The organism is Paenibacillus sp. UMB7766-LJ446 (assembly GCF_030226665.1).
Taxonomy (GTDB): Bacteria; Bacillota; Bacilli; order Paenibacillales; family Paenibacillaceae; genus Paenibacillus; species Paenibacillus vandeheii.
The window spans coordinates 1-18533 of the sequence record NZ_JASOYM010000027.1 but is presented as its reverse complement, the minus strand read 5'-3'; the positions used below and the strand labels follow the sequence as shown (position 1 = coordinate 18533).

Annotated in this window: 22 protein-coding genes; 12 read left to right on the top strand and 10 right to left on the bottom strand. The window is 44.0% G+C overall.

The annotated features are described in order from the left end of the window. Positions 1 to 153 precede the first annotated feature (153 nt). Together QP794_RS32795 and QP794_RS32790 are read left to right on the top strand one after the other, a co-directional pair. Entirely contained in the window at positions 154 to 663 is a 510-nt protein-coding gene (locus QP794_RS32795) for a hypothetical protein (RefSeq protein WP_285080818.1), read from the top strand. Next, positions 660 to 1154 (top strand): GNAT family N-acetyltransferase, encoded by a 495-nt coding sequence (locus QP794_RS32790; protein WP_285080817.1) that lies wholly within the window; start codon positions 660 to 662, stop codon positions 1152 to 1154. The genes QP794_RS32795 and QP794_RS32790 overlap by 4 nt, the downstream gene beginning before the upstream one ends. 179 nt (positions 1155 to 1333) lie before the next feature. Here QP794_RS32790 and QP794_RS32785 read toward each other — a convergent pair whose 3' ends face one another. The 5 genes from QP794_RS32785 to QP794_RS32765 form a co-directional block, all read right to left on the bottom strand. After that, positions 1334 to 2134: a DUF4261 domain-containing protein gene (locus QP794_RS32785; protein ID WP_285080816.1), complete on the bottom strand. Its 801-nt coding sequence runs from the start codon at positions 2132 to 2134 to the stop codon at positions 1334 to 1336. Between the two features lie 118 nt (positions 2135 to 2252). Further along, the gene (locus tag QP794_RS32780; protein ID WP_285080815.1) at positions 2253 to 2609 is read right to left on the bottom strand and encodes a DUF1304 domain-containing protein; all 357 of its coding nucleotides are present in this window, start codon (positions 2607 to 2609) and stop codon (positions 2253 to 2255) included. A gap of 123 nt (positions 2610 to 2732) precedes the next feature. Further along, positions 2733 to 3542, bottom strand: a complete 810-nt coding sequence (locus QP794_RS32775; protein WP_285080814.1) for an AraC family transcriptional regulator — start codon at positions 3540 to 3542, stop codon at positions 2733 to 2735. Continuing rightward, a complete protein-coding gene (locus QP794_RS32770) occupies positions 3542 to 4084 on the bottom strand; it encodes an AAA family ATPase (RefSeq protein WP_285080812.1) in 543 nt (180 codons plus the stop codon). The genes QP794_RS32775 and QP794_RS32770 overlap by 1 nt, the downstream gene beginning before the upstream one ends. Before the next feature lie 24 nt (positions 4085 to 4108). Continuing rightward, complete coding sequence (locus QP794_RS32765; protein ID WP_285080811.1) at positions 4109 to 4846, bottom strand: WecB/TagA/CpsF family glycosyltransferase; 738 nt, start codon at positions 4844 to 4846, stop codon at positions 4109 to 4111. Between the two features lie 334 nt (positions 4847 to 5180). Here QP794_RS32765 and QP794_RS32760 point away from each other — a divergent pair, with 334 nt between their 5' ends. Next, on the top strand, positions 5181 to 5630 hold the full coding sequence (locus QP794_RS32760; protein WP_285080809.1) for an SRPBCC family protein: 450 nt from the start codon (positions 5181 to 5183) through the stop codon (positions 5628 to 5630). 125 nt (positions 5631 to 5755) lie between these two features. Here the strand turns inward: QP794_RS32760 and pyk are convergent, their stop codons facing one another. Next, positions 5756 to 7171 carry a pyruvate kinase gene (pyk, locus tag QP794_RS32755; protein ID WP_285080808.1) on the bottom strand — a complete coding sequence of 472 codons (1416 nt, stop codon included), beginning with the start codon at positions 7169 to 7171 and terminating at the stop codon, positions 5756 to 5758. Between the two features lie 112 nt (positions 7172 to 7283). On the opposite strand from pyk, the gene QP794_RS32750 reads away from it, so the two are divergent. After that, positions 7284 to 8063 carry an AraC family transcriptional regulator gene (locus QP794_RS32750; protein WP_285080807.1) on the top strand — a complete coding sequence of 260 codons (780 nt, stop codon included), beginning with the start codon at positions 7284 to 7286 and terminating at the stop codon, positions 8061 to 8063. A 144-nt stretch (positions 8064 to 8207) separates the two neighbouring features. Here QP794_RS32750 and QP794_RS32745 read toward each other — a convergent pair whose 3' ends face one another. After that, the gene (locus tag QP794_RS32745; RefSeq protein WP_179283144.1) at positions 8208 to 8879 is read right to left on the bottom strand and encodes a phosphatase PAP2 family protein; all 672 of its coding nucleotides are present in this window, start codon (positions 8877 to 8879) and stop codon (positions 8208 to 8210) included. A 300-nt stretch (positions 8880 to 9179) separates the two neighbouring features. On the opposite strand from QP794_RS32745, the gene QP794_RS32740 reads away from it, so the two are divergent. The 4 genes from QP794_RS32740 (at position 9180) to QP794_RS32725 (ending at position 11358) form a co-directional block, all read left to right on the top strand. After that, complete coding sequence (locus QP794_RS32740; RefSeq protein ID WP_285080805.1) at positions 9180 to 9965, top strand: CPBP family intramembrane glutamic endopeptidase; 786 nt, start codon at positions 9180 to 9182, stop codon at positions 9963 to 9965. A gap of 142 nt (positions 9966 to 10107) precedes the next feature. Then, positions 10108 to 10344 (top strand): DUF6953 family protein, encoded by a 237-nt coding sequence (locus tag QP794_RS32735; protein ID WP_024633771.1) that lies wholly within the window; start codon positions 10108 to 10110, stop codon positions 10342 to 10344. 388 nt (positions 10345 to 10732) lie between these two features. Further along, positions 10733 to 10933, top strand: a complete 201-nt coding sequence (locus QP794_RS32730) for a cold-shock protein (RefSeq protein WP_024633772.1) — start codon at positions 10733 to 10735, stop codon at positions 10931 to 10933. Positions 10934 to 11130: 197 nt separating this feature from the next. After that, positions 11131 to 11358 (top strand): cold-shock protein, encoded by a 228-nt coding sequence (locus QP794_RS32725; protein ID WP_024633773.1) that lies wholly within the window; start codon positions 11131 to 11133, stop codon positions 11356 to 11358. A 172-nt stretch (positions 11359 to 11530) separates the two neighbouring features. On the opposite strand, the gene QP794_RS32720 is transcribed toward QP794_RS32725, so the two are convergent. Beyond that, complete coding sequence (locus QP794_RS32720; protein WP_285080803.1) at positions 11531 to 12739, bottom strand: MFS transporter; 1209 nt, start codon at positions 12737 to 12739, stop codon at positions 11531 to 11533. 305 nt (positions 12740 to 13044) lie between these two features. Next, positions 13045 to 13410, bottom strand: a complete 366-nt coding sequence (locus tag QP794_RS32715) for a hypothetical protein (protein ID WP_285080802.1) — start codon at positions 13408 to 13410, stop codon at positions 13045 to 13047. Positions 13411 to 13573: 163 nt separating this feature from the next. Between QP794_RS32715 and QP794_RS32710 the strand changes: the two genes are divergently transcribed. Beyond that, entirely contained in the window at positions 13574 to 14314 is a 741-nt protein-coding gene (locus QP794_RS32710; RefSeq protein WP_285080801.1) for a class I SAM-dependent methyltransferase, read from the top strand. Positions 14315 to 14485: 171 nt separating this feature from the next. On the opposite strand, the gene QP794_RS32705 is transcribed toward QP794_RS32710, so the two are convergent. Next, positions 14486 to 15130 carry a GntR family transcriptional regulator gene (locus tag QP794_RS32705; RefSeq protein ID WP_079345067.1) on the bottom strand — a complete coding sequence of 215 codons (645 nt, stop codon included), beginning with the start codon at positions 15128 to 15130 and terminating at the stop codon, positions 14486 to 14488. A 156-nt stretch (positions 15131 to 15286) separates the two neighbouring features. Between QP794_RS32705 and QP794_RS33420 the strand changes: the two genes are divergently transcribed. The 3 genes from QP794_RS33420 (at position 15287) to rocF (ending at position 17896) form a co-directional block, all read left to right on the top strand. Then, the gene (locus QP794_RS33420; protein WP_285080800.1) at positions 15287 to 15610 is read left to right on the top strand and encodes a hypothetical protein; all 324 of its coding nucleotides are present in this window, start codon (positions 15287 to 15289) and stop codon (positions 15608 to 15610) included. Positions 15611 to 15682: 72 nt separating this feature from the next. Continuing rightward, positions 15683 to 16876 carry an ornithine--oxo-acid transaminase gene (locus QP794_RS32695; protein ID WP_285080799.1) on the top strand — a complete coding sequence of 398 codons (1194 nt, stop codon included), beginning with the start codon at positions 15683 to 15685 and terminating at the stop codon, positions 16874 to 16876. 51 nt (positions 16877 to 16927) lie between these two features. After that, positions 16928 to 17896 carry an arginase gene (gene rocF / locus QP794_RS32690; RefSeq protein WP_285080797.1) on the top strand — a complete coding sequence of 323 codons (969 nt, stop codon included), beginning with the start codon at positions 16928 to 16930 and terminating at the stop codon, positions 17894 to 17896. The last annotated feature ends 637 nt before the right edge of the window (positions 17897 to 18533 follow it).

Below are 18533 nucleotides of genomic sequence, written 5' to 3'. Positions count from 1 at the left end.
TAAAATGACTGGTTATAAAAAGGGATTTTCTATATAAAATGCATGTATTTAATGGATTATTTTAATGGTGAAGAACAATATTTGGATGATGAGATGGTATACTTGAAATGCAAATTAATTTCCTGATCTATCCAACAGCGAGAGGAGAATTCAATGAAAATAAGAAACAAAACGATTCTTGGTGCAGTCATTGTCATTGTGATTGCAGCTATTGTGATACCGATGTACATGTCGAGGCAGCACACCACTTTTCGTGCAGAGGTCACGGATCATATGAGTATGCTGGATACACTGGATCGTCTAGTTATTAAGAAAATTGCAGCCAACAGCCCTTATGATGATGAGGGAGAAGTGACCATTAAAGATCCCAACGAGATTAGAGCGATGCTGAAGCAAGTGAAGGATATAGAATTCAAACGAGTGCAGGAAAACGATATCTCCAAGGGCAGCCGTAGCCCATATTACTTTGAATGGCGGCTTACGATTAAGAAAGAAGATCGATTTACTGAAAGCTTTGGAATTACGTTTTATAATGAACATGCCGTCTCCATCTATAGTGAATACAAAACGAGAGATCAACTTGAAAATTATGAGATTACCAATGATTTTAATTTAAATGAAATGGAACGCCTCTTTACCAATTTGAAGGAGGGGAAGGAATGACAGAGTATCAATTGCGTCCCATTGAGGAGCAGGATATCCCTTTTCTGTGGGAGATGTTGTATGCATCGATGTTCAAGCGGGAGGGCGAAGAGCCTTTTGAACCTGAGATCATACATAGCCCCGGCATGTCCAAGTACGTTGAAGGCTGGGGGAGAGAGGGGGATTTTGGATTCATCGCCGTGGATTCTCAGGGAAAGCGTATGGGCTCGGTGACGTTGCGGTTTTTTACGGAGCAGAATGCGGGGTACGGTTATGTAAATGCGGCTACACCCGAGATGGGAATGGCTGTGATTGAGACTGCGCGTGGTAAAGGAATAGGCACCCGTCTTATTCAGGCGGCGTTAGAAGAGGCTCAAAAGCGGGGAATCGACGCCGTTTCGCTCAGTGTTGACCCGGATAATGAAGCCATTCGACTTTATCAGCGTTTCGGATTCGTCGAACAAGGCGTGTGTGGCACATCTGTAACGATGGTATGTACGATGAATCCCTAATCCTATCGCAATGATGATGAACATATTCAATGTGAAGAGTTTGGACATTTTTTATCTTATGAACTATGTGCTCTTAGCTGAGATAATTTCAGGGAACCATATGTTGATAAGTAATAACTGGACATCAAGCATAAGAAAGCCGCCCAGTCACGAGAGATCTGGACGGATTATAACGATGTTTAAAAACCAATCTTCAAGCTGCTACCTTCTGTAGCTATTCCTTCCGAACGGTGGATGGGCAGCTTTTGTTCTGCGGAGAAGCCAAGCGTCTCGCCGCTATGCAGGGTTACATCATTTTCAACAACATAAGTTGCTGTCATGTACATCATTTCAAATACTTCACTTAACGGCTTTGCGGATTGAGTGATTTCCATCTCCTCTTTCCCAAAGTTGCGTAACCCATAAGTATAGGCCGATGCGCCTTCAGGGCTCTGAAATAATCCGATGAAAATCCAGAGGGAGACGGGCAGCTCATGCTCCTTAAGTCCACGACTGATTTTCACGTACTGACCTGCTTCCACCACAAGTGGTGCCATATATATAGCCAGCGCATGATCAAGCTGAAGTAAGGCGTTCGCCGTTTGGGTGAACAGAATATGTGCTTGAATTGCGTCGGTTGCATTCAGAACAGAGACAATAATCTGAGATTGATGTCGTGAAGTGACTTGTACCGCTTCCCGCCACAACACATTTAATTTGGCATTTTCCTCTACTTCGCGGTCAGGAACAGGAGCGTTAATATGTGCGCACACCACTTGCATTCCATCCACTTCGAAAAAAAGGTTGCCTTCCTCCGGACGTTCATCAATCTCAATATTCCACTCGCTTTTCATGGTGCTAATGAAGTGATCGAAATTACATTCTTCGTGCTCGAGCAAAACAAATCCAACGATGGTTTCGCTATAGGGCGCAGTATCTACTGTTCCACCTGCGGGCACATGTTCCTTTTTGCGACGCCGAAGCTTGTCAAACAGTCCCATGCAACGTTCTCCTTTCCAAGCCAATCACAGTGATCAGGCATAATCCGATGCCTATATATCCTTACCTTACCACATTGGAGCTTGTAATGAATCCCAGCATGGTATGGGCAGCAGAGGATCAGAGGAAAAGAACCAGAAGCATTGCAATAATTGCAGGCAGCCCTTGTTTGATGATGATGGATCGCTTAGCGGTTACGGCTCCGTATATGGCGGCGAGGATGACACATGCCAGGAAGAAGATCTGGATGTGCTGTCCGACGGTTCCATCCGGATAAACGAGTCCCCAGATCAAGCCTGCGGCCAAAAATCCATTGTACAGCCCTTGATTGGCTGCCAAGGATTTGGTAGATTCCGCTAGTTCAGGGGTAAGGCCGAACGTTTTCATTGTGCGTGGACGAGTCCACAGAAACATCTCCATTACCATGATGTACAAATGTTCGATGGCTACAAGAGCAACAAAAATAATACTAATCAAACGAAACACCTTGCTTCCTATATGTCATTTGTTTACTAGTCTTACTCAGTATAAATGTTTGTAATCTGAACTGATAGTGAAAATTTAATTTTACACAAATTAATTGTGCTAAACAGTAATAAATCATTTTCTGGAATGGACGTAATCCTCAGGTGTGCTGCCGATAATGGATTTGAAATCTTTAATAAAGTGCGACTGATCATGATATCCAAGGTCCTGAGACAGCTTAACCAGATCACAATCCACACCCCGCTCCATCAGCTCGGCAGCATTTTGCAGGCGGTAGAGCTTGATCACCATTTTGGGGCTAATGCCTACATACTGATTGAACAGGCGTTGGAGCTTTCTTGTGTGCATAGTCCAGGAGGCAGATAAATCATCGACTCTCAACATATCCCGTTGTTGCTCAATCTGCAGTACAATCTGGCTGACCAGCACGGCTTGATCATCAGGAGGAGGGAGGTGTTTACAGAGAAGCTGATCCATATAACTGACTTTGTCCGCATCACTTCCGTCCCCGAGAAGACATTGTTCGAGCTCTGGAGCATCCACATCAAGCACACCAGAGACATCAAGGGGGGTTCCATACAGTGTGGAAACGGGAGTGCGAATGAATGGATAGAAGCCGCCCGGTTTAAACTTCACCCCAAACACACTTCCTTTTCCACGGACGAGATAAGAGAATTTCTGACCAGATGGACCGAAGAAAAAGGTGTTTCCCCGCTCTACCACCAGATTGACACAGGGATTTGGAACCACATGCTGAGGGTAAGGATCATGCCCGGTAAGATCCCAGGAGACGATCCAGAAATGTTTAACCAATGAACTCAGCGCTTCAGAAGTCGCGTAGCGTGTCAGTCGATAACTTTTGTCACCTTCATCCAGGTTCAGAAGACCCATGCTGGGTCTGGCAATATGATCCGCACGTTTCATTAGGTCAATTCCTCCAGGTATCTCATTAATTCTGCTTCGTCGCGAACAATGCACAATTTATATTGGTGAGGCTGCAAAAACGTCATGATTAGCGCTTTTTCCTTGCGGTCATGCTGATAGCTCCATTTATACATCCGCCAAAGCATGGTGAAAGTCTGTCTGTAATTTCCTTGTTCCAGTCCAAGCTTCTGTACTGTGAAACGTTTGAGAATGCGTACATTCCTTTTCCACACGGGTGTATTCAAATAGACGATAAGGTCAGCCTGCTCGAAGCTTCTTGCCACCCATTTATAGTGTACTCCTTCGATAATCCACTGATTGGAATGCACGGCTTTTTGCAAGAGGGTGTCCCGTGTCTCCGGGCTATTGCGAATATCCTGTCCTTGAGGTACACGGTGCCACACCATATTATCAAGCTCATGATAAGGAAGGTCTAGACTTGCGGATAAATGGCGAGCCAGTGTAGATTTGCCACTGCCGACTGAGCCGATAATATGTATTTTGTTTGGCCTGAGTTTGATCATGGATTTATCTCCGATCATTCCTTAACCAGTCTCCTTTGTTATTTACCTTTGCTCCCTGAACAGCAGTGCCCGAACAGCGAAACGTGGCAAAATGAGTTGTCTGCGCCATCTGGAAGGCTGGCTGAGTAGTCGATAAAGCCATTCCAAGTTAAGCTTCTGCCATATTGCAGGTGCACGTTTGGTTTTGCCGGCGAGGATATCCAGGCTTCCCCCAACTCCGATGGCTACACGAGCATTTAATTGATGGCGATATTTGTTGATCCAGTGTTCAGCATTGGGCGCTCCTAGGGCCACGATAAGAAAATCAGGTTGTGCCTCGTGAATCTCTTTTACAATGCTTTTCTCCTCGTCCGTTGTGAAAAATCCATGCTGCCTACCACGAACAACGACTCCCGGATAGTTTTGCGCTATAACCTCCACAGCCCGCTTACTGACACTTTCTTCTGCCCCGAGCATATAAAAGGACCAATTCTTCTGGCTTCCTTCCACCAATAAACGAAAAAGCAGATCACAACCTGTTACACGTTCGGCCAATTGTCCGCCCCGAATGCGGGATACCATCACAATGCCCGTACCGTCAGCGGTAACAATGCCTGCCTGATCCACGACAGAACGAAGTGCCTGATCTTTCTGACAAGACATGACGATTTCCGGATTTCCTGTAATGACATGGAACAGTTCGGATGGTCTCTGATCGACTACATCACCAAGAATTGTAACCGTCTGATCCATAGTTATATTGGGAAAAGGGATTCCCATAATATTTGTTGTTTGGTTCATATCTCCGTTCCTTTCTGGATGCTAACTATCCGTTCGTAACTTGTATACATTTCCTGTTATTTCATTCCAATTTAGTATATCTGATCTCTTGGTAAAGCACTATATTTGTTGGATTTCAGGATAGGGAAATCGGACAAGAAAAACTTCCCTGGTCTCTCCGTGTGGTTGCTGTATATAAATTGGACGGTGTGAAGATCCAATTTCGTTTTCTTTATCTTTTATTTTTGCTGTTGTCGCGTTTTTACAATACATGGTTTGGGGTATAACGTAGGATAGTGTTGCAAGCAAATGTCATTTGTATCTTCAATAATTAACACATAAAGGGAGTGAGTTCATGGAATTGAAGTATGAGTTCTATATTAATGCCGGACAGGAAGATGTGTGGAATGCTCTGATCTCGCCGGACGGTACACGGAGCAGCTTTTTTGGCAGTGAACTTCGTTCCAATTTTCAACCGGGTCAGCCATTTGCCTATGTAGGGCCTGGAAATGACGGTGCAGAGACGGTGCATGTGTACGGGGATATTCTGGAGTTCGAACCTTTATCCGTACTAAGCTACCTTGAACATCCCGGACCTTCCTACCACGCCAATCACGCCGATCTTCAATCCAGAGTAGTGTTCCGACTGGAAACGGTAGGGGAATGTACGAAGTTAACATTGATCAATGATCAATTTACGGACAACCATCCATCCTTTGCGAACGCACAGAGTAGCTGGTGGATGATATTGAGCAGTATTAAGACATGGGTAGAGACGGGTAAAACGCTGAATTTTGGCTGGTAAGGGTTAGGCTTCGGGCACATTACAATTGGGTATGGCACTCTGGAACCAAAAAATCCACCGAGACGCATTTCTGCTCTCGGTGGATTTTTGTATTTAGAACTATACAAGTAATTGTATCCGTTGAATTATACTTGTTGAACTTTGATCAAGTTAGTGTTACCGGATTGACCAATTGGTACACCAGCGGACAATACGATGATGTCCCCTTTTTCGATATAACCGGTTTTGATGGCATTACGTGTAGCGGACTCGAACATTTCATCGGTTGTTGTTACTTTGTCGCCCATAACCGGAATGACACCGGAAAGCAGACAGATTTTCGCGAGTACTTCTTGATGCTGTGTTACCGCGATGATCGGTGCTTTTGGACGATATTTGGAGATCATACGAGCGGTAAATCCACTCTCGGTAGAAGTGATGATCGCTTTGGCATTCAGGACGAGGGAAGAGCTAACCGCTCCCTGACTGATAACTTCGGTAATATCAGCTACTTGTTGAGCAGACTTCTGGTTGAATTGTTCTTTATAATCAATCATCGTTTCAGCACGGCGGGCAACTGCAGCCATCGTGCGTACGGATTGTACCGGATATTTACCGGCTGCGGATTCACCGGACAACATAACGACGTCTGCACCTTGAAGGACAGCGTTAGCTACGTCACTAACTTCGGAGCGGGTTGGACGCGGATTCACTTGCATGGATTCCAGCATGTGTGTTGCTACGATTACCGGTTTACCCGCACGGTTACATTTATCAATCATTTCTTTTTGCATCATTGGTACGTCTTCGATCGGTACTTCAACCCCGAGATCTCCACGTGCTACCATGATACCGTCAGATGCTTCAATGATATCGTTCAGGTTGGTCATACCTTCCTGGTTTTCGATTTTGGAGATGATTTGTACGTGTTCTACACCGCGTTCTTTCAGAATGCTGCGGATTTCACGAATGTCATCGCCTTTACGAACAAAGGAAGCTGCGATAATTTCGATATCGTTTTCGATCCCGAATCCGATGTGCATAACGTCACGTTCCGTTACACCTGGCAAAGTCGTTTTAATTCCTGGCAGGTTAACCCCTTTGCGTGGTTTCAGAATGCCGCCGCTGATGATTTTACAGTGAATATCCGAACCTTCCACGGACAGTACAGTCAGATCCACCAAACCATCATCGATGAGAATGCGATCTCCAGGTTTTACAACGAGGTTCAATTCCGGATAGTTTACCGAGATACGCTCAGCGTCACCAAGAATTTCTTCGGTAGTGAGGATAAGCTCTTTACCCGCTTGAAGATGACAGGATGCTTCTTTCAGTTTGCCAATACGAACTTCCGGTCCTTTGATATCCATCATGATCGGTACGTACGTATTCAATTCGGAAGCCGCTTTGCGGATATTGTTAATCCGTGCAACGTGATCTTCCAGCTCTCCGTGAGCCATGTTCAGACGGGCAACGGTCATCCCTTCCTGAATCATTACTTTTAACAATTCGATTGAGTCACAAGCAGGTCCCATAGTACAAATAATTTTTGTTTTCAACATGCTGTTTTCCTCCTCATATGTTTGCTTATATGTGTATTGTAGCGTTTTCTGTCGAATCAGGGTATGAACTATAGTACAATGATTAGAATATAGTCCAATAATGAGGTGTGTTATGGTCACTCCATTAGAAGTACGACACATTAATGGTGTCGGTTGGTACGAAGAAGCGGTGCAGTCACAGGCGACTTGGCGCTTAAGCTTGGTTACTTATGGGAAATGTGTATATTGGGTGAACGGAGAAAAGCAGATCATGGAGAAGGGTGAGCTATTGCTCATTCCCGCTGGCATTCCGTATTACGGCAAAAGCATTCCAACCGTAACCCATACGCAAATTGTTGTTCAATTACAGGGGGATCATGCACAAGGTTTGCCCGCGCTGGAACGGAGTGAGGCCTTGCGACATAAGCCCGGATGTTATGAACTGATTCATGAACGCATGAAAGCCATCCAACAACAATGGCAGGAGCGTCCGTCTTATTATGTCATGATGAGCCAAGCCTTATTGATGGAAGTGCTTATTTATATAAACAGGGAACTGGACCGCGGGGTTATTCCACCGGAGAGGCATGTTCATGCGGAGCGGATGAAGCGGTACATTGAGCGGCATTACCGGGAGAAAGTTACGAAAGAAGAGCTGGGGGACGAGATTGGTAAAACACCGAATTACGCAGCCGCTTTATTTAAAAGCATGACGAATCAGACGATCAGCCAATATGTTCATGATCAACGGATGAAAAGAGCCGTATATTTGCTTACCGAGTCACAGCTCTCCATTCAGGAAATTGCAGAATTTCTCGGTTACCGTGATCTGTCTTATTTTTACCGGATATTCAAGCGTTTAATGGGAAGCCCTCCATCTGATTTGCTCCATGAACGGCCACCCATCATATGAAAGACAGGGTCGCCATGGTCGCTTCTTGAAAAGTTCTTTCATTATAAGCATCAACATAATTCACGCAAAAAAAAGAGGGCCTCGGCCCTCTTTTTGGTTTCATGACAGTTGAATGACTCCTGCCTTTGCAATATAAAACGTATACTAAGCGTTGCTGCTTGTATTTGTAGCCGTGAGCGGCTGCTTTGTTTTTTTGCTTGCCAAACCTGTGCGAACCGCAAATACATGGACAGCCCAGTACGCTGCTTCCGCAAAGAGAATTCCACCTGCAACATCCAGCAGTGAATGCTGTTTCACAAATACCGTCGAAGCAATAATTAGCCACAACCATACCGACCAGGAGATTCGCGCCAGTGGTTTGAAGTTCAAGTGACGATTAATGATAATGAAGAGCAGATAACTTGTGAGACAGTGGATGCTCGGAAAACAGTTGAATGGAGCATCATTGGTATAAATAAATTGTACAAGTGCACTGCTCAGACCTGTTCCGATAACTTCCGGTCGTGGTACGTAAGAAGGGAAGACCGCAAAAACGACGTTGGCTGCGATCACTCCTACGTTATAGGTTATTAGCACACGCCAGAATAGCGATTTGTTCGTCAGACCCAAATAGAGAAATCCAAGATACAGAATCGGCATCCAACTGACATAGGGATAAATAAATTCTTTGATAAAAGGAATCTGTGTATCAATCCAGGCATAGTTGTAGAAGACATCACTTCCGGTGTTGCTGCCCAACAAAACATAAATGGAGCCTTGAAGCGGTATACATAAAATTGCCAGCAAATGTCCCCAGCGCATAAATAAAGCCTTCATACGTATCCCCCTGATTTCGTTCTTCTTTTCGCAGCGTGCATCTTACGCCCGTATATATATGACGTTGCAAATGTGACGTACCCCTGCAACGATTCATTCCATTACTACTATAATGGACAGATTAGTACTTGAGCCATACCTGATTGTAAGGTAAAAGCTGTAAGAGGAATTCTCTTTTTTGTTACTTTTATAGTTTTATCCAGAAAAGGATACCCGATTATACAATAGATATGATACAACTAACTTGCGCTATGAGTTCATATGACAACCAATAAATACGAAACGAGGCGGGTACAATCTATGAAAAACTCGCAATCCAGGCAAAACAAATCCTTTTCCGTGCGTAGACCTGTGCTGACGGTAGTGATCATTGAACTGCTCCTTTTACTGGCGGTTTTCACAGCAGGAGCGATTGCAACCGTGAAGCAGCTGGACTACACTTCACCAGTACTGATGTCGTTTACTCCCATTGCTCTCGTGCTTATTATTTATCTCACCCTGCGACACAAATGGGGAGACACCGGATTTCGCTCTTTAAGGACCATCCCGGCCAGTCATGCAAAGTATTATATTCCGCTACTCCTTGTACTGGGTACACTTGCGTTGAAAGGATTTACGGAATTAACCCTGTCGAAGGTGCTCTTTTTTATCTTTTTCACTTTACTTGTCGCCTTCGTGGAGGAAACCATTTATCGTGGACTTATTTTCAAAACATTACTTCGTAAGAGTGCAGTTGCGGCAGTTGTCACTTCAAGTGTTTTATTTTCAATTACACATATCATGAATGCATTATCCGGCCAGAGTATGGCAGATACCATTCTGCAGCTGATCTATGCATTGCTGCTTGGAGCAGCGCTTGCGCTGTTAATGTTGAAAAACGGCAATATCGTACCGCTTATCCTTTTTCATTTCATACATAATTTGATTCAATTTCTAGGCAATGACCGGCAAGATAGTGGAACAATTCCCTATGATCTCTTCATATTGGTTGTGTTGGTTGTTTATTGCGTATGGTTAACATTTAGCGTTCGAACGAAGTCCTCTTCTTCAGAGAGTAATACATCGGGGAGTTCGGTGGTTCATTAAAAAGGACTTGGCATCATCTGCTGCATAACTCTGATTACCGCCAGCCCTGGGATCCGTGGTATACTTCAGTCTGGCGGTTTGACAGGCTTGTTCATAATCGGAAGCCCGTATCCGTACAATGTATAGATAAATAGGTGATATTGTGGAAAAGACAGCACAGGCAGTGGCTGAATGGATGGTGCAGGAGATTAAGTTTACCGGTACACTTCATCAGGAAGCTGCAATTCAATATGTAAAGTCCAATTTTGGAGAAGAATTTGTATTTGTGAATGAGAATGGAAATGCTTCTTTATCAAAAGAAGTGAAGAAAGCGTTCCGCAAGCTCCATGGTGGGCAGATTGCATGGGATCGTGATGCCTTTATGTGGGCATGGACCTAGTGTGTTATCCTGTGATTCGTTGAGGTTTCATGGCTGTATTGGATATGCATGTCAAAATATTTTAAAGAAAATGTATAAGTTGTTTCGGATCTGCATATCCTTTCATAAGACCGCAATGAGCGTAGGGCAAGCGACAAACCCTGTTCCAGCGCGTGCGAATAACATGTATTTCCAAAGCTGTTTGAAAAGAAAATACAAAGATTTGCTTTTTGGTGAAAACGGAGTTATAATAAAAACAAGTTGTAGAGAGTGGAAAACCTAATTCACATATTGTAAAGGGCGATCACTTATAGGTTATGACTGGTACCTTTTTCAATGTGTGAATTTTTATTTGCTTGCTGCAAAGAACAAAGGAACATGTTAATCTTTATTTGGAGGTGTAATTCACATGCAAAACGGAACAGTAAAATGGTTCAACGCTGATAAAGGCTTCGGTTTCATCGAAGTTGAAGGCGGAGAAGATGTATTCGTACACTTCAGCGCTATTACAGGCGAAGGCTTCAAAACGCTGGACGAAGGTCAACGCGTGCAATTTAAAATTGTACAAGGAAACCGTGGTCCTCAAGCAGAAGAAGTTGTAAAACTGTAATTAAAGCATAGCTGCCTTTAACATGTTATAATGGTAAAGGCAGCTTCTTTTTTATGAGCAGTTATGTAGTTATAATGAAAGTCGGCCCAATAGTTGTCGAGACAGAAGTCCGTACGGGACGAAACTTCCGCTAAGTAGTGGCTTCTGTGAAATAACGTCGGATTAGATGTTTTTCCATAACAAAGGGGGTAGAAGTCATGTATAATCGCAAAAAACCGTTGGAAGAGATTCCACAAGCGGATGCGGCAATCTGGGAATGTACGAGTGATACGTGCAAAGGATGGATGCGGGACAATTTTGCGTTTGATAGCGTGCCTACTTGTCCGATATGTGCTTCTGAGATGGTTAGCACGACCAGGATGCTGCCATTGCTTGAAAATTCGAATAGCAATCTGAAAACGATGCCTAAAGGAAATCGGATTTAACATAGCTTACCCGCCTCTAACGAGGTGTTTTTTTTTAAGTTCAACCTGACATCTTGTACAAAGGTAAGGGTATTAAATATGAAGTTCCCGGCATTCGTTTTGACGAATGCCTTTTTTATATGCGCGTACACTTAGTGGTGGAGTGGGTGGTATCCAGGAAAAGAGCATAATTTTATCGAGAAGGATTGCTAGCTTCTGTTGAGGTGGATTTTAAAACACTTATCCCTAAACCGACAAGTAGAACTGCTGTTCCGACATATAGAGGTGTGAGGCTCTGTTCAAAAAGAGAAGCCAATAAAGGTCCTATTGCAACTCCAAGATCAGTCACAATCGTATAACCCGTCATAATTTCGGTTTTATTCTGGTTTTCTTTAGCCGTTTGGTCTGCTGCTAAAGTGTCACATAAAGTGGTGGCTATGGTTGACATGAATTGCATAACCAAAAGAATGAGGATGGCTAAAAAAATAGTGGAAGGCATTGATATAAGTACCAAGGTAAAAGCGGTTGAAATCAATGCCATCGCTAATAAAGGACTTCTAATTCCTTTTGTGTCTGTTAATTTACCTACTTTTGGGGATACAAAAGGTTCCCAACCCGACTTCAGAGCTTGAATAATACCAGATATAGACGCTGCGCCTATAAGTAACCCTAATACACTTATATTATGTGGTATATGGAACTCAACAATCCTGCTAAGGGTGAATGCAATAATCCCGAAGTAAATCATATGTATAAGAAAGCCACTGAGAAACAAAGGCCTGTTTTTTTTCTCGAAAAGCATATGAATCAATTTAGTGGGTATTTCCTTTTTAATCGGTCGAGATATTCCATGTGGGATGATATGGTAAGCGAGCGGTATGCAAAGAAGAGCTATTATCCCGAATGTTATCGTGACAAATTTAAGACCGACTAACTCGGTCAATAATCCGCCTAGCAAAGCTCCGCCTAAATGGCCAAGCCCCCATAGACTATTATATGTCCCCATCAATTCACCCCGGTTTTTATCGCTCGACAACTCTACGACGGTTAACAAACCGCCAATCCGCAATAAAGTCCAAGCAGCTCCCCAGACACATCTCATAATTAACAGCCAAATAAATCCCTTTAAAAATCCGTAAGACAGTGTAGAAATAAACGCTAGTATTATTGCGACAATCACCCCTGTTTTTTTGTCAAAGCGATTATAAAACCAGTTAACTAATGGATTTAGGGGAAGCCTTAAGAGCCTGTTTATAGAAAGTAAAACACCTGCTTCCCATAAACTGCTAAGTCCAAAGTCTCTCCAATATATCGGTAGTACAACATATAGCATTGCATTTCCAAGAAGACAAATCGCAGTAATAATAGCTATTCCTGCTACAAATTTTTTGCTTTCGATCATAGCTTCCTCCCAATAAATATTTTTTAGTTATGTATCACACACCTGCATATTATGAATCCGTTCATGTTTCCTGAAATATCTCATAACACCTAAAACTCGTCAATATATTTCTTTTTTACAATTATATGGAACGAAATTAACAATTGAATGTTAATTATCAAATTAATTTCTTGATAAATATACGAATAGCCCATAGGCCGATTAGATCTACTTTTAAAAAAAAGAACCTAATCGCCTTAAAGCGAGAAGGTTCTTTGATCTTTGGTACATTTATTTCTGACAAAATCGTAAACTGGGCGAAAAGCTTAGATAAACAGGAACGGCAGCAGAAACAGTGTTGCTACCAGAGCGAGGTCAATCCCTGCTCCATAGCCGTAACCTCCGTAACCCCCGTAACCCCCACCGTATCCTCCATAGCCATAAGGACCATAGGCTGAAGATTTAACTTTCTTTGTTGCAACTGCGTTTTTTTTGCTGCTTTTTACAAGCTGCTCTTTGGATTTGACTGAACAAAGCCGTGGTCCCTCGAAACATCTGTCCAAATAGATTTTGCCATCACGACATTGGCTAAGCGTACCATACATATGCTTACCGTCTTTCATAACGAGACAAACGGAACGGCCAACGTGCGGAGAAACCGTCTCTTCACATACCGGATTAATTCTGTACATGTAAATCCTCCTCATTAGTGCGGTTGCCGCTTGAAATCAACGGTTTGTATATCATAGTAAAAAGAAGACCGATTGGTATGGACGAGAACCCGGATATTAGATGGGGAGGAGCCGTTTTTAGTTCTTTTCATACACTGGAGGGAGTGAAAAGGGAGGGGATGTCATGGATTATCATGATTTGCTGGCCCGGCTTGGAGAAGGGAGTGCCCATCCGGGAGGGTTTACAGCAACGATGCAGCTGTTGGATATGCTGTCTCTGCCTGCGCATAGCAAGGTGCTTGAGGTGGGATGTGGTACAGGGAGGACGGCTTGTTATTTGGCACGAAACGGTTATCGGGTAACAGCCGTTGATCTTAACCGGCAGATGTTGGAGAAAGCGGTGCGCCGCGCAAGGCGGGAGCGCTTGGATATTCGTTTTATTCAGGCGGATGTGAAATCATTGCCTTTTCCGGATCATTATTTTGATGTGGTATTTGTAGAATCGGTCACCATTTTCACCCAGTGGCGAAGTACCCTTGCGGAATATAAGAGAGTATTGAAACCAGGTGGTCTCTTTATTGATCGGGAGATGGTGTTATCCGGAAGGAAAACTGAGGTGATGAGCCGTAGGCTGAAACAATTTTATGGAATTAGGACACTGGCAACCATGACCACATGGAAGAAACGTCTCAGACAGAGTGGATACACTGAAGTCTTGGTCAAGGAACAATCCCGTTCGATGGGAAAGTGGGGCGTGGATCATGATCCTCATCGGGAGATGGATATGAGCTTGTTTGAGGATGAGCAAGTGCAGCGTATGGGTCGCACGAATGATCGTTTGCTTGCGAGATATGGTAAAAGGCTGGGTTATGCGGTTTTTGAAGCAAAGACACCAATGGATAGCGGAAGTAAACAGAAAGGGTAGGATTGTCTGTTAGCGGAGAGAGTAATCCATCATGGGTTAGAAAAGTTGGTTGGTGCCAAATCTGCATCTAAAAAAGCAACCCACTCAAAGTGGATTGCTTTTTTGTTCTCGGACTTTAATTTAATCCAATGAGTGTGAAGTGTACGTTTACTCAAGATCTGGGTCAACCCATTACAACATATCGTTGTCGATAATGCGCCAGTGGTGCTTAAGCAGGGCTTCCAGTTGTGGTTTATCCTTAGCTCGAAAAGCGCTTAAGATTTGGCGATGTTCTTCATTTACTTCATTAAGCACACCGGATAGCCTCGGCTTGTTGTCGCTAACATACGACTGACGAATAAAGCTGTTTTTTAAGGTGTTTAACATCTCGATGACAGTGGCGTTGCCACAGCGCTGGATGTACAGGTTATGGAATTGATATTGATTCTTACTGTATGCAGCCAGATCAAGCTGGGTAATATCTTCATCCATTCGTGCAACAAGGGCTTCCATCTCCAGAAGCTCTGACGGTTTGAGGTGGTCTGCTGCAAGCGTAGCAGCAAGTGCCTCAAGCGCTCCAATGGCCTGGGAGAACTCGAGTTTTTTGCCAGCATCAAAAGGAGTAACGATAAATCCCCTGCGTGGGATATATTGCAGAAGATTGTCAGAAGCGAGCTGGAATAAGGCTTCCCGGGTAGGTGTGCGGCTTATGTCCAGTTTTTTGCAAATCTCCGCTTCATTAATCTTCTGGTTGGGGAGCAATGTCCCATCCTGAATTTTCTGCGCAATGTAATCGTAAACGTGATCTTTCAAGGACCGGTATTTGGGTGCCTCCATACCGAATCCCCCCTTCTTTATATAGTGATGATTGAATGTGTGAGGGTGGTAAGCCCTGTAATGGTGCGCCGTTCGGGAGTTTCAAGTTTTTATCATCTTAACACCGAGGGGGGAGTTGGGCAAGCAAACTTAATGATCTAAAATAGTGTTATCTCCATGTTGCACAAATTACTTTTTATGGAAAACCAGACCTTTCGTAACATGCTTCCGGCTATCGGCAATGAATTCATTATTATCATTAAAGATTCCTCACCTGTTTCCATGATAGGAATTGCTGAGATTATCTATACAGCCAGAGTCGTTCAAGGGATTACCGTCCAACCGCTTGCCCCGCTCCTTGCTGCTGCCCTCTATTTTTGTAATCACATTTACGTAGGCCAACCTGCTTACCTGGCTGGGACGCAGGCTTTCAATATCCCGTTAACGAGAATAAGTACTGTTAAATTATGTGATAGCGGAAAAAGTAAGCAGGAGTCGTAAATGGTCGTGGCGAAGCATACATTGATATTGTATTTTGTATACAATATAATCAAAGAGAGGTGCTGGGAGTATATGTCAGATTCGAAAATGTTAATGGATTGGTCGGAACGTTATGCTGCACCTAATTATCATCCGCTCCCTATCGTCATTGAGCAGGCGGAGGGAGTATGGGTCGAAGACCCGGAAGGTCGCCGTTATATGGATATGTTAAGTGCATATTCGGCATTGAATCATGGGCACAGACATCCAGCAATCATTCAGGCCCTGAAGGATCAGGCGGATCGGGTAACATTAACATCACGGGCATTTCACAGCAGTGCGGCATCACTTTTTTATCAGAAGCTCTCGCAATTTACGGGTAAACCCAAAATTCTGGCCATGAACACGGGTGCTGAAGCGGTCGAAACAGCCGTGAAAGCAGTACGAAGATGGGCTTATCGCTGCAAAGGTGTGCCGGAAAACCAAGCTGAAATCATCGTGTGCTCAGGGAACTTTCATGGAAGAACACTGACCGTCACCTCTTTCTCATCTTCAGAAGAGTATAAAAAAGACTTTGGACCGTTTACACCCGGATTTAAGATCATTCCTTACGGCGACATTGAAGCGCTGAAGCTGGCGATCACACCATTCACGGCTGCTTTTCTGGTGGAACCCATTCAGGGGGAAGCTGGTATTGTCATTCCGCCTGCAGGATATCTTACTGAAGCCTTTACGTTATGCAAGCAGCATCAGGTGTTGACCGTAGCTGATGAGATTCAGACTGGATTCGGAAGAACGGGACGCCGTTTTGCCTCTGATTGGGAGGGGGTTGAGCCGGATATCTGGATTATGGGTAAAGCACTGGGCGGGGGGGTAATGCCCATCTCGGCTATCGCTGCTAATGCAGAAATACTGGATTTGTTTGAACCGGGTTCTCATGGCTCCACATTTGGTGGTAACCCACTCGCTTGTGCCGTGGCTATCGCAGCACTGGAAGTTCTGGAAGATGAGAAGCTTGCAGAGCGATCAGAGCTTCTGGGAAACTATTTTATGAAACAGCTTCAGGGAATTCGCAGTTCCGCTGTGCGTGAGATTCGAGGTAGAGGGTTGTTCATCGGTGTTGATCTGCATGTACCTGCACGTCCATATTGTGAGAAATTAATGTCTGTTGGACTGCTCTGTAAAGAAACCCATGAGACAACGATCCGTTTTGCGCCACCACTAACCATCACGGAGGCTGAGATCGACTGGGCACTGGAACGAATTGCTCAGGTGCTGGGTGACTGAATCAAAACTTTCTTTCATTACTTCATATAAGCGGCGAAGGAGCTGACCTACATGGGAAACAATGATATGGAATCTGCAGGAACGCTGAATGCTTCTAATGAAACAAGTCAATTACTTTTGCGTCATCATGACGTTGCCATCATAAAGGTTCCTTTTGGATTAGGTGGGGCACGAGGCGGTGCTGAGTTAGGTCCGGATGAATTAATTACAGCAGGATTGAAACGTGAAATTGCAAGCCTTGGGTTAAATGTATCAAAAGAGATCCGTGTAGATTGTCCTTCAGAGTCGGTTACTCCAATTGAACGCAACCGTGTGAAATATTTATCTGAGGTAAGTCAGGTGAGCGAGAGAGTGTGCGATGAAGTGTCTGGTGCGATAGCAGGAGGTGCTTTTCCACTTGTTCTGGGTGGGGATCACAGTGTGGCCATAGGTTCTCTCGCCGGGTTGTCAGCACATTATTCCAAACTGGGTGTGATCTGGTTTGATGCCCATGCAGATTTGAACACAGAAGAGCGTAGTTTATCTGGTAATATGCACGGGATGAGTGTAGCTGCGGCTTTGGGGCATTCTGCATTTAACTTGTCTCATATTCCGGGTGCGGGGCCGTTCGTTGATCCTTCCAATCTGGTCTATATTGGCTTGCGTGATCTGGATGAATATGAAAAGGAACAGATTCGGGCCCTTGGCATTAAAAGTTTTACGATGCACGATATTGACCGGATAGGGATACAACAGGTTGTTGAACAAGCGCTCGCTGTAGTCGGGGAAGGGACGGATGGTATTCATATTAGCTTTGATATGGATTGTCTTGATCCGCGTGAGGCTCCGGGTGTGGGCACTCCGGTACCAGGAGGGTTAAATTACCGTGAAGCACATTTTGCACTGGAACTGCTTGCTTCCACTAACCGAGTCACGTCCATGGATCTGGTGGAGGTTAACCCGCTGTTTGATCAGAACAGACATACGGCCCGCCTCGGAGTAGAGTTGATTGCTTCAATGCTGGGTAAACGGATCTTATAGGGACGATAGCTACTACGTGTGAGGATGGATTCATGCTTATATAGAAGGTAAGGTTCGATCATATTCAAGTTGAGGATATATAAGAGCCAGGGTCAGTTACTTCCATCCAATCTTCATCTGATTGAGGGTAGGTATGAGTGACTTCCCTGGCTATTGGTTAGATGCGACTTTCTATTCCCATGAGGAGCGTTGGGTATTTATACGAGGAGCCTCTACAATAGAAGAAAGAGATTCTCGGTTATCTATCGAAAATGAGATTCAAATCTTTATTGAAAATAAAGCTTGCGTTCCGAATCTGTACATGGTATATTCTAATTCCGGCCAAGAAAACACGAGAAACACGGTGCGGCAAGCGAAACGAATAAGATTCGAAAGAAACTTAAAAAAAGAGCTTGCAAAGTTGGTTCGGATGTGATAAGATATAAAAGTTGCTGAGTTGAACGAAACTTAGTAACGGAAACAAGTTTGATCTTTGAAAACTGAACAACGAGTGAGTAATGATCTTGCTTGCAAGATCGACGCTGAGAAATCGGTATGCGTCTTCGGACCGTATGATTTCAAAGCAAAAATAAATGAGATTTTTAATCTCGTCAGTTTCAAAATGAGCATATCGCTCTTTTCAATACTTTATTGGAGA

Coding starts and splice junctions, on each gene's coding strand:
- QP794_RS32795 (WP_285080818.1), top strand. CDS start 154: ATGAAAATAAGAAACAAAACGATTCTTGGTGCAGTCATTGTCATTGTG.
- QP794_RS32720 (WP_285080803.1), bottom strand. CDS start 12,739: ATGATCGAAAGCAAAAAATTTGTAGCAGGAATAGCTATTATTACTGCG.
- QP794_RS32770 (WP_285080812.1), bottom strand. CDS start 4,084: ATGATCGGAGATAAATCCATGATCAAACTCAGGCCAAACAAAATACAT.
- pyk (WP_285080808.1), bottom strand. CDS start 7,171: ATGTTGAAAACAAAAATTATTTGTACTATGGGACCTGCTTGTGACTCA.
- QP794_RS32785 (WP_285080816.1), bottom strand. CDS start 2,134: ATGGGACTGTTTGACAAGCTTCGGCGTCGCAAAAAGGAACATGTGCCC.
- QP794_RS32775 (WP_285080814.1), bottom strand. CDS start 3,542: ATGAAACGTGCGGATCATATTGCCAGACCCAGCATGGGTCTTCTGAAC.
- QP794_RS32765 (WP_285080811.1), bottom strand. CDS start 4,846: ATGAACCAAACAACAAATATTATGGGAATCCCTTTTCCCAATATAACT.
- QP794_RS32760 (WP_285080809.1), top strand. CDS start 5,181: ATGGAATTGAAGTATGAGTTCTATATTAATGCCGGACAGGAAGATGTG.
- QP794_RS32695 (WP_285080799.1), top strand. CDS start 15,683: ATGTCAGATTCGAAAATGTTAATGGATTGGTCGGAACGTTATGCTGCA.
- QP794_RS32725 (WP_024633773.1), top strand. CDS start 11,131: ATGTATAATCGCAAAAAACCGTTGGAAGAGATTCCACAAGCGGATGCG.
- QP794_RS32750 (WP_285080807.1), top strand. CDS start 7,284: ATGGTCACTCCATTAGAAGTACGACACATTAATGGTGTCGGTTGGTAC.
- QP794_RS32745 (WP_179283144.1), bottom strand. CDS start 8,879: ATGAAGGCTTTATTTATGCGCTGGGGACATTTGCTGGCAATTTTATGT.
- QP794_RS33420 (WP_285080800.1), top strand. CDS start 15,287: ATGTTGCACAAATTACTTTTTATGGAAAACCAGACCTTTCGTAACATG.
- rocF (WP_285080797.1), top strand. CDS start 16,928: ATGGGAAACAATGATATGGAATCTGCAGGAACGCTGAATGCTTCTAAT.
- QP794_RS32790 (WP_285080817.1), top strand. CDS start 660: ATGACAGAGTATCAATTGCGTCCCATTGAGGAGCAGGATATCCCTTTT.
- QP794_RS32715 (WP_285080802.1), bottom strand. CDS start 13,410: ATGTACAGAATTAATCCGGTATGTGAAGAGACGGTTTCTCCGCACGTT.
- QP794_RS32710 (WP_285080801.1), top strand. CDS start 13,574: ATGGATTATCATGATTTGCTGGCCCGGCTTGGAGAAGGGAGTGCCCAT.
- QP794_RS32730 (WP_024633772.1), top strand. CDS start 10,733: ATGCAAAACGGAACAGTAAAATGGTTCAACGCTGATAAAGGCTTCGGT.
- QP794_RS32705 (WP_079345067.1), bottom strand. CDS start 15,130: ATGGAGGCACCCAAATACCGGTCCTTGAAAGATCACGTTTACGATTAC.
- QP794_RS32740 (WP_285080805.1), top strand. CDS start 9,180: ATGAAAAACTCGCAATCCAGGCAAAACAAATCCTTTTCCGTGCGTAGA.